This is a genomic window from Streptomyces javensis (assembly GCF_039525925.1).
Lineage (GTDB): Bacteria > Actinomycetota > Actinomycetes > Streptomycetales > Streptomycetaceae > Streptomyces > Streptomyces asiaticus.
On record NZ_BAAAIF010000032.1, the window covers coordinates 51,450 to 65,729 of the forward strand.

At 69.7% G+C, this 14,280-nt stretch carries 14 protein-coding genes; 10 read left to right on the top strand and 4 right to left on the bottom strand.

Annotated features, from left to right (window positions below; translation table 11 throughout):
• From cysD to ABD329_RS26225, 6 genes are all read left to right on the top strand, one after another.
• Positions 1 to 939 (top strand): sulfate adenylyltransferase subunit CysD, encoded by a 939-nt coding sequence (gene cysD / locus ABD329_RS26200; protein WP_198279468.1) that lies wholly within the window; start codon positions 1 to 3, stop codon positions 937 to 939.
• Positions 940 to 941: 2 nt separating this feature from the next.
• Positions 942 to 2,309, top strand: a complete 1,368-nt coding sequence (locus ABD329_RS26205) for a sulfate adenylyltransferase subunit 1 (protein WP_198279467.1) — start codon at positions 942 to 944, stop codon at positions 2,307 to 2,309.
• A 297-nt stretch (positions 2,310 to 2,606) separates the two neighbouring features.
• Positions 2,607 to 3,668 carry an ABC transporter substrate-binding protein gene (locus tag ABD329_RS26210; RefSeq protein WP_246618778.1) on the top strand — a complete coding sequence of 354 codons (1,062 nt, stop codon included), beginning with the start codon at positions 2,607 to 2,609 and terminating at the stop codon, positions 3,666 to 3,668.
• Between the two features lie 72 nt (positions 3,669 to 3,740).
• Complete coding sequence (locus ABD329_RS26215) at positions 3,741 to 4,565, top strand: ABC transporter ATP-binding protein (protein WP_198279465.1); 825 nt, start codon at positions 3,741 to 3,743, stop codon at positions 4,563 to 4,565.
• Complete coding sequence (locus tag ABD329_RS26220) at positions 4,552 to 5,538, top strand: ABC transporter permease (protein WP_246618777.1); 987 nt, start codon at positions 4,552 to 4,554, stop codon at positions 5,536 to 5,538. The genes ABD329_RS26215 and ABD329_RS26220 overlap by 14 nt, the downstream gene beginning before the upstream one ends.
• Before the next feature lie 109 nt (positions 5,539 to 5,647).
• Positions 5,648 to 6,400, top strand: a complete 753-nt coding sequence (locus ABD329_RS26225) for a sirohydrochlorin chelatase (protein ID WP_344316987.1) — start codon at positions 5,648 to 5,650, stop codon at positions 6,398 to 6,400.
• On the opposite strand, the gene ABD329_RS26230 is transcribed toward ABD329_RS26225, so the two are convergent.
• The 3 genes from ABD329_RS26230 to ABD329_RS26240 all read right to left on the bottom strand — a co-directional run bounded on the left by ABD329_RS26230 (position 6,397) and on the right by ABD329_RS26240 (position 8,961).
• Complete coding sequence (locus tag ABD329_RS26230) at positions 6,397 to 7,008, bottom strand: HNH endonuclease family protein (protein ID WP_198278256.1); 612 nt, start codon at positions 7,006 to 7,008, stop codon at positions 6,397 to 6,399. The genes ABD329_RS26225 and ABD329_RS26230 overlap by 4 nt on opposite strands.
• Positions 7,009 to 7,190: 182 nt before the next feature.
• The gene (locus ABD329_RS26235) at positions 7,191 to 8,549 is read right to left on the bottom strand and encodes an AAA family ATPase (RefSeq protein ID WP_198278255.1); all 1,359 of its coding nucleotides are present in this window, start codon (positions 8,547 to 8,549) and stop codon (positions 7,191 to 7,193) included.
• An 85-nt stretch (positions 8,550 to 8,634) separates the two neighbouring features.
• Positions 8,635 to 8,961 (bottom strand): hypothetical protein, encoded by a 327-nt coding sequence (locus ABD329_RS26240; RefSeq protein ID WP_198278254.1) that lies wholly within the window; start codon positions 8,959 to 8,961, stop codon positions 8,635 to 8,637.
• A 175-nt stretch (positions 8,962 to 9,136) separates the two neighbouring features.
• Here ABD329_RS26240 and ABD329_RS26245 point away from each other — a divergent pair, with 175 nt between their 5' ends.
• The 4 genes from ABD329_RS26245 to ABD329_RS26260 all read left to right on the top strand — a co-directional run bounded on the left by ABD329_RS26245 (position 9,137) and on the right by ABD329_RS26260 (position 12,617).
• Entirely contained in the window at positions 9,137 to 9,988 is an 852-nt protein-coding gene (locus ABD329_RS26245) for a helix-turn-helix domain-containing protein (protein ID WP_198278253.1), read from the top strand.
• Between the two features lie 23 nt (positions 9,989 to 10,011).
• Entirely contained in the window at positions 10,012 to 10,203 is a 192-nt protein-coding gene (locus tag ABD329_RS26250) for a DUF397 domain-containing protein (protein ID WP_306420135.1), read from the top strand.
• A 113-nt stretch (positions 10,204 to 10,316) separates the two neighbouring features.
• Positions 10,317 to 11,870: a phosphodiester glycosidase family protein gene (locus ABD329_RS26255; RefSeq protein WP_198278251.1), complete on the top strand. Its 1,554-nt coding sequence runs from the start codon at positions 10,317 to 10,319 to the stop codon at positions 11,868 to 11,870.
• A gap of 159 nt (positions 11,871 to 12,029) precedes the next feature.
• Positions 12,030 to 12,617 carry a Uma2 family endonuclease gene (locus ABD329_RS26260; RefSeq protein ID WP_246618604.1) on the top strand — a complete coding sequence of 196 codons (588 nt, stop codon included), beginning with the start codon at positions 12,030 to 12,032 and terminating at the stop codon, positions 12,615 to 12,617.
• A gap of 146 nt (positions 12,618 to 12,763) precedes the next feature.
• Here ABD329_RS26260 and ABD329_RS26265 read toward each other — a convergent pair whose 3' ends face one another.
• Positions 12,764 to 13,984, bottom strand: a complete 1,221-nt coding sequence (locus ABD329_RS26265; protein WP_198278249.1) for a S8 family peptidase — start codon at positions 13,982 to 13,984, stop codon at positions 12,764 to 12,766.
• Between the last annotated feature and the right edge of the window lie 296 nt (positions 13,985 to 14,280).

Consider the following 14,280-nt stretch of genomic DNA (forward strand, 5'->3'; position numbering starts at 1 on the left):
ATGACGACCGTGACGGCGATCAACGCGGACGAGGGCGCGGGCCTGTACGCGCTCGCGCACCTGGACGCGTTGGAGTCCGAGGCGGTGCACATCTTCCGCGAGGTGGCGGGCGAGTTCGAGCGGCCGGTGATCCTGTTCTCCGGCGGCAAGGACTCCATCGTGATGCTGCATCTCGCGCTCAAGGCGTTCGCCCCGGCGACGGTTCCGTTCTCGCTGCTCCACGTGGACACCGGGCACAACTTCCCCGAGGTCATCGCCTATCGGGACGCCACCGTCGCCCGGCACGGGCTGCGGCTGCACGTGGCCTCGGTCCAGGAGTTCATCGACGACGGCCGGCTGCGCGAGCGCCCGGACGGCACCCGCAATCCGCTCCAGACCGTGCCGCTGCTGGACGCCATCGAGAAGAACCGCTTCGACGCGGTCTTCGGCGGTGGCCGCCGGGACGAGGAGAAGGCCCGCGCCAAGGAGCGGGTGTTCTCCCTGCGGGACGAGTTCGGCGGCTGGGACCCCCGGCGGCAGCGCCCCGAGCTGTGGCAGCTCTACAACGGCCGCCACTCCCCCGGTGAGCACGTCCGGGTCTTCCCGCTGTCCAACTGGACCGAGCTGGACGTGTGGCAGTACATCGCCCGGGAGAAGATCGACCTGCCGCGGATCTACTACGCGCACGAGCGCGAGGTCTTCCGGCGCGGCGGCATGTGGCTGGCGCCCGGTGAGTGGGGCGGTCCGAAGGACGGCGAGACCGTCGAGCGGCGCATGGTGCGCTACCGCACCGTGGGCGACATGTCCTGCACCGGTGCCGTGGAGTCGGACGCGGTGGCCATCGAGCAGGTCATCGACGAGATAGCCGCCTCCCGGCTGACCGAGCGGGGTGCGACCCGCGCCGACGACAAGCTGTCGGAGGCCGCGATGGAGGACCGCAAGCGCGAGGGGTACTTCTAACGATGACGAGCAATCTGACGTCCGAGGAGCAGGCCGCGGCGGCCGCCGTGGAGCGGTCCGCGGCCACCTCGCAGCTGCGGTTCGCCACCGCGGGTTCGGTGGACGACGGCAAGTCCACGCTGGTCGGGCGGCTGCTGCACGACTCCAAGTCGGTGCTGGCCGACCAGCTGGAGGCCGTGGAGCACGCCTCGCGCAGCCGTGGCCAGGAGGCGCCGGACCTGGCGCTGCTGACGGACGGGCTGCGGGCGGAGCGGGAGCAGGGCATCACCATCGATGTCGCCTACCGCTACTTCGCCACGCCCAAGCGGCGGTTCATCCTCGCCGACACCCCCGGCCATGTGCAGTACACCCGCAACATGGTCACCGGCGCCTCCACCGCCGAGCTCGCGGTCGTCCTGGTGGACGCGCGCAACGGCGTGGTGGAGCAGACCCGGCGGCATGCCGCGGTCGCCGCCCTGCTGCGGGTCCCGCATGTGGTCCTCGCCGTCAACAAGATGGACCTGGTGGACTACGCGGAGCCGGTCTTCGCGGCCATCGCCGAGGAGTTCACCACCTACGCGGCCTCGCTGGGCGTCCCGGAGATCACCGCCATCCCGATCTCGGCGCTGGCCGGGGACAATGTGGTGACCGCGTCGGCGAACATGGACTGGTACGGCGGCCCGACCGTGCTGGAGCACCTGGAGACCGTGCCGGTGGGCACCGACCCGTCCCAGGACCCGGCGCGCTTCCCGGTGCAGTACGTGATCCGTCCGCAGACCGCCGAGCACCCCGACTACCGGGGCTACGCGGGCCAGATCGCCTCCGGTGTGCTGCGCGTCGGCGACGCCGTCACCGTGCTGCCGTCCGGCCGGACGTCCACCATCACCGGGATCGACGCGCTGGGCACCATGGTGGACGTGGCGTGGGCCCCGCAGTCGGTGACCCTCACCCTCGCCGACGACCTGGACATCTCGCGCGGGGATCTGCTCGCGCCGAGCGACCACGCGCCCGAGACCACCAGGGACGTCGAGGCCACCGTCTGCCATCTGCACGACCGTCCGCTGCGCGTGGGCGACCGGGTGCTGCTCAAGCACACCACCCGCACGGTGAAGGCGATCATCAAGGACATCCCGTCCCGGCTGACGCTGGCCGATCTGTCGCACCACCCGGCGCCGGGCGAGCTGGCCGCCAATGACATCGGCCGGATCGTGCTGCGTACCTCCGAGCCGCTGGCGCTGGACGCGTACGACGCCTCGCGCCGCACCGGTTCCTTCCTGCTGGTCGACCCGGCCGACGGCACCACGCTCACCGCCGGAATGGCGGGCGACTCCTTCGCGGCACCGGCCAAGGGCGCCGAGGCCGCGCGGGACGACGAGGGATGGGACTTCTGACGATGGCCGGTGAGGTGTTCTCGACATTCGCCAAGGAGGGCGGCCGCGTGGGCAGCGGGGCGCTCGGCAGCGGGCAGGGCGGGGTCGGACGATGTGTGCGCTGATGCCGCAGTCCGCCCCCGTCCACCAGCACCGCCGCCGAAAGCCGTCTGAACTGCCGGGCGTCCTCTGACGCCGCCCCGGCCCGTCGAGAGGAACACCCCCGTGTCGTCTGCCGTCCGCCTCAAAACTCCGCGACCAGCCAAGCCCCGCCGCACCACCCGGATCCTGGCGGCGGCGGCCACCCTCCCCCTGCTGATGGGCGCGCTGGGCGCCTGCGGCTACGGCTCGCAGAAGAAGTCCGACGACTCGGGGTCGTCAGCGGTCCCCGCGGCCGGCGGTGCGAAGGTCGACGGTCTGGACAAGGTGAAGGTCGGCTACTTCGCCAACCTCACCCATGCCACCGCGCTGGTGGGGCTGCGCAAGGGCGGCCCGATCCAGCAGGAGCTCAAGGGCACGAAGGTCGCGCCGTACGTCTTCAACGCCGGTCCTTCGGAGATCGAGGCGCTCAACGCGGGCTCCATCGACATGGGCTGGATCGGCCCGTCGCCGTCCATCAACGGCTATGTGAAGTCGCACGGCTCCAACCTCAAGATCATCTCGGGTTCGGTCTCGGGCGGTGTCAAGCTCGTGGTCAACCCGAAGAAGATCAAGACGCTCGACGACGTCAAGGGCAAGAAGATCGCCACCCCGCAGCTGGGCAATACCCAGGACGTGGCGTTCCTCAACTGGATCAAGAGCAAGGGCTGGCAGGTCGACGCCCAGAGCGGCAAGGGCGATGTGTCGGTGGTCCGCAGCGACAACAAGGTGACGCCCGACGCGTACAAGTCCGGCGCCATCGACGGCGCGTGGGTGCCCGAGCCGACCGCGTCCAAGCTGGTCGCCGACGGTGGCAAGGTGCTGCTGGACGAGTCCTCGCTGTGGCCGGACAAGAAGTTCGTCATCACCAACCTGATCGTGAAGCAGTCGTTCCTCGAGGAGCACCCGAAGGTCGTCGAGGCCGTGCTGCGCGGCTCGGTGAAGACCAACGCCTACATCAAGGCCAACCCCGAGCAGGCGAAGAACGCGGCCAACGCGGCGCTCAAGGAGGAGACCGGCAAGCCGCTGCCCGCCGAGGTGATCGACCCGGCGTGGAAGTCCATCCAGGTCACCGACGACCCCCTGGCCTCGACGCTGAACACCGAGGCCGACCACGCGGTCCAGGCGGGGCTTCTGGAGAAGCCCGATCTCAAGGGGATCTACGACCTGGGCCCGCTGAACAAGGTCCTGAAGGCCGAGGGCAAGCCGGCGGTCTCGGCCGCGGGCCTCGGCAGCCAGTAGCCGCCCGTCCGTCCCGTACGCACGCACCGTACTCATGTACACGCATGTACGCATTCATCAGGAGGTGACCGGATGTCCCCGGCACTGACCACCGAGAAGGACGACCGGGCGAGCACCGCGACGGCGGGCTCCCCCGGCCCCGCCGACGCCACCGGATCCGTCTCGATCAACCATGTCCACAAGGCCTTCGGCCGCCCCGGGGCGGCCCAGCCCGTGCTCGAGGACATCAACCTCCAGGTGCGGCCCGGGGAGTTCGTCTGCATCCTGGGGGCTTCCGGCTGCGGTAAGTCCACGCTGCTCAATCTGATCGCCGACCTGGACAAGCCGACCTCGGGGGCCATCGAGGTCCCCGGCGGCCGGCCGGCCCTGATGTTCCAGGAGCACGCCCTGTTCCCGTGGCTGACCGCGGGGAAGAACATCGAGCTGGCGCTGCGGCTGCGCGGGGTGCCGCGCGCCGACCGCAGGCCGCGGGCCGAGCGGCTGCTGGAACTGGTGCGGCTCAGCGGCGCCTACGGCAAGCGGGTGCACGAGCTCTCCGGCGGGATGCGGCAGCGCGTGGCGCTGGCCCGCGCGCTGGCACAGGACTCCAGCGTGCTGCTGATGGACGAGCCGTTCGCCGCGCTCGACGCCATCACCCGCGATGTGCTGCACGAGGAGCTGACCCGGATCTGGAGCGAGACCGGTGTCTCGGTGCTGTTCGTGACCCACAACGTCCGCGAGGCCGTCCGGCTGGCCGAGCGCGTGGTGCTGCTGTCCTCCCGGCCGGGGCGGGTCGTCCGCGAGTGGACGGTGGACATTCCGCAGCCGCGCCGCATCGAGGACGCGGCCGTCGCCGACCTGTCCGTCGAGATCACCGAAGAACTGCGTGGGGAGATCCGCCGCCATGGCCAGCAGTAAGACCACCCGCGGCACCGCGGTCGAGGAAGCCGACGGCGGGAACGGCGGGAAGCAGCCCATCGGGACGTCCATAGAGAAGTCCGTGGAGAAGTCCACGGGCCAGGCGGGTCCGGGACAGGACCTGGCGGGCCTGGAGGCCGGTCTGGACGCCCTGGACGCCGTGCAGACCAAGCGCGTCTCACCGGCCGAGGTGCTGGTCCAGAAGGTGCTGCCGCCCATCGTGGCCGTCGCCTTCGTACTGGCCCTGTGGAAGGTGCTCGTCGTCGCGAAGATCACCCCCGACTACAAGCTCCCCGACCCGGGGCTGGTCTGGGACTCGCTGCGCCAGCTGTGGCTCCAGGGCGAGCTGCTCGACATCATCTGGACCAGCGTCTCGCGCGGTCTGTTCGGCTTCCTCATCGCGCTGGCGATCGCGACCCCGCTGGGTCTGGTCGTCGCGCGGGTGAAGTTCATCCGCGCCGGGCTCGGCCCGATCCTGTCCGGGCTCCAGTCGCTGCCGTCGGTCGCCTGGGTGCCGCCCGCGGTGATCTGGCTGGGCCTGAACGACCAGATGATGTACACCGTCATCCTGCTGGGCGCGGTCCCCTCCATCGCCAACGGGCTGGTGGCCGGCATCGACCAGGTGCCCCCGCTGTTCCTCCGCGCCGGACGCACCCTCGGCGCCCGCGGCCTGGTCAGCGCCCGGCACATCCTGCTGCCCGCCGCGCTGCCGGGTTACGTCGCCGGGCTCAAGCAGGGCTGGGCCTTCTCCTGGCGCTCGCTGATGGCCGCGGAGATCATCGCCAAGTCCCCGGACCTGGGCCTGGGTCTTGGCCAGTACCTGGAGAACCAGCGCAACAACTCCGATATGGCGGGGGTGCTCCTCGGCATCCTCCTGATCCTCGTCGTCGGCATCGCCATCGAGCTGCTGATCTTCGCCCCGATCGAGCGCCGGGTGCTGCGCAGCCGCGGCCTGCTGGCGAGCACGCGCTGACCGGACCGAACCCGCTGAACGAAACCACTCCGGCTGAACGAAACCCACGCTGAACGAAACCCGCTCTGAACGAAGACCACCGAACGGAAGGCCACGGAAAGCCATCGCCATGTCTGCCCCGACCCTGCTGATCATCGCCCACGGCAGCCGCGACCCCCGCCACGCGGCGACCGTCGACGCGCTGCGCGCGCGGGTGCGGTCGCTGCGGCCGGGGCTGCGGGTGGAGGCGGCGTTCCTGGAGTTCAACGCGCCGCGCGTACCGCAGGTGCTGGCCCGGCTCGCCGCGGAGGACGCCACCGAGGTGATCGCTCTCCCGCTGCTGCTGACCCGCGCCTTCCACGCGAAGACCGACATCCCGGCGGTGCTGCGCGAGGCCACGGCCCGCCATCCCCGCCTCTCCGTCCGCCAGGCCGAGGTCCTGGGCCCGTCCCCGCTGCTGGTGGACGCCCTGGAACGCCGCCTGCACGAGGCGGGGCTGCGCCCCGCCGACCGCTCCTCGACCGGGGTCGTCCTGGCCTCGGCGGGGTCCACCGACCCGGAGGCGATCGCGGTGATCGCTGAAATCGCGCGGGAGTGGCGGCACACCGGATGGTGCGCCGTGCGACCCGCGTTCGCCTCCGCCTCTCTTCCCCGCACCGAGGACGCCGTCCGCGCCCTGCGCGCGGAGGGCGTCGCCCGGGTGGCCGTGGCCCCCTACGTCATCGCCCCCGGCCGCCTCCCCGACCGCATCGCGAGCGGCGCCGAAGCCGCCGGCGCCGACCTCCTGGCCCCCGTCCTGGGCCCCGCCCCGGAGCTGGCCCGCCTGCTGCTGGCGCGCTACGACGAGGCCCGCACGGCACCCCCGGTGCTGCTCAGCGCCTAGGACGGGGCGGTCTTCCAGAACCGGCAGTCCGGCTGGTGCCGCGAAGTCTGCTGAGGGATGAACACCTGCTTGGCTACCGGCTGTCCGTACAAGGCGCGCAGGGCCTCGAGGGCAGCCTCGTCCCCGAGGACCACGGCTGCCGAGGGCCGGTCCGCGATGCGCCGAAGCTCTTGCAGAACATCCGCAAGGGGCTGCCGTCGCAGTCTCAGCATGCGCTTCCGTGCACCGGCCGTGTCGTCCGCCGCCAGGAGGGCGGCGCAGCCCGCCAGGGTGTCGAGGCACTGACCGACAGCGTCCAGTCGGCCTTTGCGCAACGGCCCCCGGTTGAGCTGAAAGACATCGATGGTGGCGCAGCCCCTCGGGGTCAGGCAGTGGTACTCACCGCTGGTGAGGGACAACCGGAGATGATGTGCCGGTTCTTCCGCCGTGGGGTCGATGAGCAGTGGTTCCCCGGTGGCGGTGCCCTTGGGGAAGGTGCCGCCCTTGGCGTGCGAGTTGCAGAAGGAGCATGCGAGGAGGTGGTTGTACCAGTCGAACACCCGGCGAGGAGCGTGGTTCAGAGGCTCGAAGTGATCGATGGCCGTGCCGAGACTCTCCGAGCAGTACATACAACGCTCGATCCCGCTGGCCATAGCGCGGAGGGCCATGGCTACGCGTTCGCGGGTGCCGCCGGCCGCCTTCCAGGCTTTCCGGGCGACAGCTTCCGTGAGGCCCGCATCCGGTAGGCGCTCATGCGCTCGCACGAGCAGTTTCACCGTCTGATCGTCGAGCGGTGGCCGTTCTAATCGAATCATTCCTCACGCCCCAGATGAGCGGCCACTTCACTCACCCGCGCCGACAGAGAGCTGTTCAACTGGGTGCTCAGTCGGCGGTACTCGGCCAATTCCGCCTCGCTCGCCTGGCCATCCAGCACCCGGAATTCCATGGCCGCCAGCCGTCGCCGCAGTTCGTCCGCACGATCGGAGTACGGCGAATCCACTCCGAAGAGGTCCGAAAGCACCGCGTCGTCGCCACTGCCATAGACCACCCGCTGGTACAGCTCGTCGTCGACCACCTCAGGCGGTCGTTCCTCGGTTGGACCGGACAGCCGGATCAGCCCACCTAGGTCGGCGGACTGGCAGATGTACGGACTGTGAGTGGTGACGATGAACTGGATCTCCGGGAAGTGCTGCTTCAGCCACGGACCGATTCGCTTCTGCCAGCTGACATGCAGATGCGCGTCGACCTCGTCTATGAGCACGACACCAGGCAGGGCGATGACGGGGTGTCCGTCACGGTCCTCGATCCGGAGTTCTCCGTAAGCGCTGTGCAGATGCTGCACCAGGTCCACAACGAGTGCGGTCACGGAGCGGTAGCCATCACTCATCCCGCTCAGCGCCAGCACACCGCGAGGTGTGTTCACCCACAGTCCGTCGGAGTCCACTTGCTTCACCTCGTGGTCGTCCGGCAGCAGTCCGTCCGCGAGCAGCAGTTTCACCGCGCCGACGAGTTCACGCGCGCCGCGACGGCCTTCCAGGCTTCTGAGATGCTGATCCACCAACCAGCTGACGCCCTCGGCCAGACATACATCCGCTTCGAACAGCGAGGCCAGTCGCGCCGCGCGCTCGGAACCGGCCGCGGACCGCGCGGAAGCCCCACCGTCGAGGCGACGGTACGGGCCGTATCCCACGCACAGCCATCCTTCCGGGGTTTCCCGCCAGGGCCCGGATTCAGCCGTGCGTTGGAGCTGGAACGCCTTCGTCGTTCTCGGGCGTCGCAGATGGACGCTGCTCTCACCGCGGTTTGTCACCCGGTCCCAGACCAGCCGGACACTTCCCATCTCCGGGAACGGCTCCGCAAGGGAATCGTCGTCGCTGACCCACCGGGCGTCCACGTGCTCCGGCCCGACCACCGTCGCCTCGACGACCGCCTTGCGCGCCCCTCGCGTCACCCAGTCCCCGGCGTCCTTGAACAACGCGTGGGTGACAGCCGGACCTTGCAGCACCAACGCGAGGGCCTGCAACACCGTTGTCTTGCCCGAGCCGTTACGCCCGGCAAGCACGGTCCAGCCCGCGTAACTGCCATCCTCACGTCGCGGGAATCGCAATCGGGCCGCCCGGTGACCGTGAAACCCTCGGACGCCGGACAGCTCCAAGTCGGTCACGTACATGCTTGCCTCCTGCTACGGACCGGAGCGGGTAACTCTCCGCAGCCTATCGATCCGTGCAGTCGCCCATAGACCATGACCAGGGCGCTCAAGCCGCCTCGGCGTGGTCGAAAGTGGCGCCTCCCGACCGGCTGAGCCACACCAGCCTCGCCGTCACGCCGTCCTCATCACCGCCTCGTGTGAACCATCGAAGCGCCCGCTCCGGCGAGTTGAGAACCATCTGGCCGGTGCCGTCGGCCGTGATCACGTGGACGGGACCCTCATGGAAGGCCACCCCCCACGCCGCGACGCACCCGTCCTTCAGGCCGGGCCGCACCTCGCACTCCTGGACGACGGCGAAGATCCTGGGCGCGACGGCGAGGACGAGGTCGCAGAGTTCCTTGTCGAAGGGTTCTGGGGAGTGCGGTGTCTCCATCTGGGCCTCCACGGGCGCAGTAAGCTTCGGCTACCGCTCACCGCTGCGTGATGAGCGCGTCACGTAAAGTACGCCACAAAGTTGTGGTCGCCACAACTTTGTGGCGAGCATTGGGGGCCGACAGAGCTACAGAACGAACGCCTGTCGGATTGTCGAGAGTTCGGAGGCGGCGGGCATGGCGGTGAGAAGCCAACCCACGGCACGCCAAGTGCGGTTGGGCATCGAACTGCGCAAGATGCGCGAAGCGGCGGGCTTGACCGCCCGAGAAGCAGCCGAGCGGGTCGGAACGACATCCGCCCAGATGAGCCACGTGGAGGCGGGACGGACGGGCGTCAGCGAGGAACGACTGCGTGGAATGGCGACGCATTACGCCTGCCTCGACCACGCACTGATCGACGAGTTGGCCGCCATGGTCGCGGAACGTGACAAGGGATGGTGGGAGGAGTACCGGGGAATCCTGGCACACGCGGCCCTGGATCTCGCCGAACTGGAGCATCGATCTCGCCGTCTGCGCACCTTCCAAGGTGTCTACATCCCTGGGCTCCTCCAGGTGGAGAACTACACGCGTGCTCTCATGACCTACGGGGTTCCCCAGCCGTCAACACGCCAATTGGACGCGCTGGTCGCGTTCCGTATGCGACGGCGGGAGGTCCTCGACAGCGGTTCGCCTCCCCCGTATGAGGCAGTCGTTCATGAGGCTGCTCTGCGGACACTCGTCGCCGACCGGGAGGTCGCACGACAACAACTTGCCTTCATGCTTGAACAAGGCGAGCGCCCCGGGGTCACCGTACGAGTTGTTCCGTTCGACGCGGAAGGATTCGGCGGCGCCGGGACGCCCGTGCTCTACGCCTACGGCTCAGTGCCGAGGCTGGACACCGTACACATCGATGTGCCGCACGGCCCCATCCTGCTGGATGCGGAGTCGCAGCTCGCGCGGTATCGCGTATTTCTCGACAAGGCCCTGGCCTTCTCCTTGTCGGCGGAAAAATCTCAGGACTTCATCCACACCATCATGCGGCAATTGTGAAGGGCAGGATCATGGAAAAGCCGATGACATGGCGGAAGTCGTCGTTCTCCGGGCCCGGCGAGACCAACGACTGCGTTGAACTCGCTGCGGCGGGCGGTGAGATACGGATTCGGGAAAGCGACACCCCCGCCGACACCCTCACCACCACACCCGGCAGACTCGGAACCTTCATACGCGCCGCCAAGGCAGGGGCACTGGACCACCTGGGGCGGTAGCCACGAGGGGCGGTGTGGCCCTCGGCCCCTCTCCCCGGCCGTTCACCGTACGTTCCGCGGGCCGCCCTCCTTGCGTGTCGGCACGGCCCCACGGCGGCGCTGGACTGCCGGGCATGCGCAACGAAGAGAGCACCGTTCGCCGGAACCTGGGCACCCGGATGGGGGCTGCGCTGGGGGCCGCCGTCGTACTGGCGGTCATCCAGCCCCCGGCGCAGGCGGCACCGGACACCGGATCCTGGACGACCGAGGCGGTGGCCCCGGGGGTGCAGGTGCGGGCCGGGGTGCTCCGGGACGCGGACGCGAAGCCGAGCTGGACGGTCACCGTGCAGGGGCCCGGTTCCGCGCCGCTGGGCGACCGGGCCTGGGCGGACGCCACGGCGGGGCGGCTGCGCGACGCCGGGTTCGAGCCGCGGGTCGAGCGGGTGGGCTGGCCCGCGTACGCGGACACCCCGCGCGGCACCATGGGGTGGCGGGTGCGGGTGGGATCGTACGGCACCTCCGACGAGGCGCAGGGCGCACGCGAGAAGGTCGCCGCGGCCGGGTTCACGGCGGTGGCGGAGTGGACCGGCTACGACGGGCAGCGGCCCGCGGACCGGGAGAGCGTGCACGTTGCCGTGATCGACCCGGCCCGGTTCACCGGCACGGTGGCGGCCACGCACGACATCAGCGTCGCGGACCGCGAGACGACCTCTTCGGTCGCCGCGAAGCGCCACTCCCTGGTCGCCGTCAACGGTGGTTTCTTCGTCACCTCCGACGCCGACGGCGTCCAGGGCACGATGGCCGGAATCGCCGCGTACAAAGGCGAGTTGGAGTCGATGGCCGCCGGTTCGCGGGCCGCGCTGATCCTCGCGGACGGCGGTCGGCACGCCCGGATCGCCGACCTGACCAGCACGGTCACGGCGCGGGCGGGCTCGTCCACGTACGCGGTGCAGGGCATCAACCGGGTGCCCGGCAAGGTGCGCAACTGCGGCCGCCCCGGGGCCACTCCGACCGAGCTGCCCCGGCAGGACCTGACCTGCTCCGAGGCCGACGACCTGGTGAAGTTCACCCCGAGGTTCCGCGCACCGCTGCCCACCGGACCCGGGACCCAGGTGGTGCTCGACGCCGACGGGCGTGTGGTCTCCACCGGCCCGCGCGGCGGTACGGTCCCGGCCGGGGGCTCCGTGCTCCAGGGCATCGGCGCCGCGTCCGACTGGCTGACGGCCCACGCCCGGCAGGGCGAGCGGATCGCGCTGGAGGAGGTCGTCCGGGACACCACCGGCCGCCGGGTCCGGCTCGACTCCGACGACAGCGTCGTCAGCGCCGCCCCCACCCTGGTGAAGGACGGCCGCATCGCCATCGACGTCGCCACCGAGGGCACCCTCGACCCGGAGAACCTCTCCTTCGGCTACGCCTGGTCGAACGTCCGGCAGCCCCGCACGATGGCCGGGCTCGACGCGAAGGGGCGGCTGATCCTGGCCACGGTGGACGGTCGGCAGCCCGGCGTGAGCGAGGGCTTCACGCTGGAGGAGGCCGCCCGCTTCATGCGCTCCCTGGGCGCCGTCCAAGCCCTCAACCTGGACGGCGGCGGCTCCACCGCCATGGCCGTGAACGGCCGTCTCGCCAACGTCACCTCCGACGCGACGGGCGAACGCGCGGTGGGCGACACGGTCCAGGTGCTCCCGTAGCGGGACACGCTCGCCATCGCTGAGTGTTCGTCTCACTCCTGTGGGTGATATTCACCCGTTCTGGCCGCCACCTCACGGCTCGGGCTGGAAGCGTCGGCAGTCGTCAGAGCTGCGTGCCATGCTGGAGCCAAGGAACACGAGGAAGCGGTGGTGGCGATCATGAGCGTCGCTGAGACGCGAGTCGACGATCACGAAGGCCCCTGGTCGGTCGAGGACGTCCTTGCACTCCCGGAGCATCCGGCACGCGCCCGCTTTGAACTCGTGGACGGTGTCCTCATGATGTCCCCTGCTCCCGACTGGGACCACCAGACCGTGTCATCCGCATTGCACAGCCAGATCAAGATCGCCCTGGCTCGGTCCGGTGCACCGTTCCGCTCGGGCGAGGCGGTGAACGTCACGGGGGAATCCAGACTGTTCATCCCCGACATCGCGGTTGTCGACCGTGCCGCCGTCCCACGCGGCACACTGGCCGCGCCTCTCGACGCGGCCGTACTTCTGGGGGAGATCGTCTCGCCCTTCAACCGAGCGGCCGACCGCATCCTCAAGCCCGCCCTCTACGCTCAGGCGAAGGTGCCCGCCTATTGGCGAGTCGAGATGAAACCGGATCTGTGCGTGGTGGTGCACGCACTGGACGGGGACACCTACCGCGAGGTGGCCACGGTTACCGGCAAGGCTTCCGTCGACGTCGCTGGAGAATTCACCGTCGACCTGGATCTCGACGCCGTGCGCCGCGAGTTGGAAGGCTGACGCCGGGTCCCGGCACCTCGGTCACCTCGTCAGAAGGCAGAACCCGAACTGCGTCCAGCAACGCCCAGGGGCGCAACCGGCCGGCCGGTTGCGCCCCTGGGGTGATCACTTCACCTGCATGAGCCTCGGGTGAGGCTTGCTTGGGCTTACTCGACGACCTTCAGCAGCTTGTTCGGCGTGCCGTCGCCCGGGTTGGAGATCTTGTCGGCCGTGGCGCCGTCCGTGAGGGCCTTCGACACGTCGGCCGGCTTGGCGTCCTGGTGGCCGCTGAGGTAGACGGCGGCGGCGCCCACCACGTGCGGGGTGGCCATCGAGGTGCCGGAGATGGTGTTGGTGGCGTCGTCGCCGGTGTTCCAGTCGGAGGTGATGTCCGAGCCGGGGGCGTAGATGTCCACCACGTCGCCGTAGTTGGAGAAGTCGGACTGCTCGTCCTGGTCGGTGCTGGAGGCGACCGTGATCGCGTCCTTCACCCGGGCGGGAGAGCTCTGGCTGGCGTCGGCCGACTCGTTGCCCGCCGCCACGCCGAAGGTGACACCGGAGTCGATGGCCTTCTGCACGGCCGCGTCGAGGGCCTCGTCGGGGGTGCCGCCCAGGCTCATGTTGGCGACCGACGGGCCCTCGTGGTTCTCGGTGACCCAGTCGATGCCCGCGACGACCTGCTCGGTGGTGCCGGAGCCCTGGTCGTCCAGCACGCGCACCGCGACGACCTTGGCCTTCTTGGCGACGCCGTGCTCGGCACCGGCGATGGTGCCGGCCACGTGGGTGCCGTGGCCGTTGCCGTCGTCGGCGCTGTCGTCGTTGTCGACCGCGTCGAAGCCGGAGGTGGCGCGGCCGCCGAAGTCCTTGTGGCTGGTGCGGACACCGGTGTCGATGACGTACGCGGTGACACCCTCACCCGCGCTGTCGGGGTAGGTGTACTTCTTGTCGCCCTGGGTGTCTTCCTGGTCGATCCGGTCCAGGCCCCACGACGGCGGGTTCTCCTGGGTGCCCTTGATGGTGTAGCGGTGGTTCTGGACCACCTTGGCGACCGACGGGTCGGCGGCCAGCCGCTTGGCCTCGGTGTCGGACAGCCCGCCTGCCGAGAAGCCGTTGATGGCGGAGTCGTAGCTGCGGCGCAGCTTGCCACCGTACTGCTCGGCGAGGTCCTTGCCCTCCGAGGCGGCCTTGATGCTCTTGCCGCCCTTGAGCATGACGATGTAGCTGCCGTCCACGGCGTTCTTCGACTGGGTGCCGTAGACGGTGCCCTCGGCGGGCTGGGCGGTGGTGGCGCCGGCCGGAACGGCCACGAAGACACCGGCGGTGACGGCGGTCGCGGCGGCTATGGCCAGACCGAGTCGACGCGCGTTGCGCTGCTTGTGAACTGCCATGACGAGGGTTCCTCCTCGTGCGGTTGTGGGGGGAATCCGCACCCCGGATCGCGTCCGATCCCTCAAGTGCGGCAGATCCGGCGTGTGTTGGGGCCACTCCGGTTCTGACAAAACCCTGACTGATGAGTACGGGTCAATTCAAGATCCCCACCCATGTGTGACATAGGCAACGTTCTGCGCACCGGGCCCACTTCGACCAGGACATCAGCGCCTTTTGCGTGTAAGGGGCCCGCATCAGGGAGGGTAGGGCTGTCCCCCCTTCTGCGGTTGGAGGGAACCACCGGACGGTTCACCGG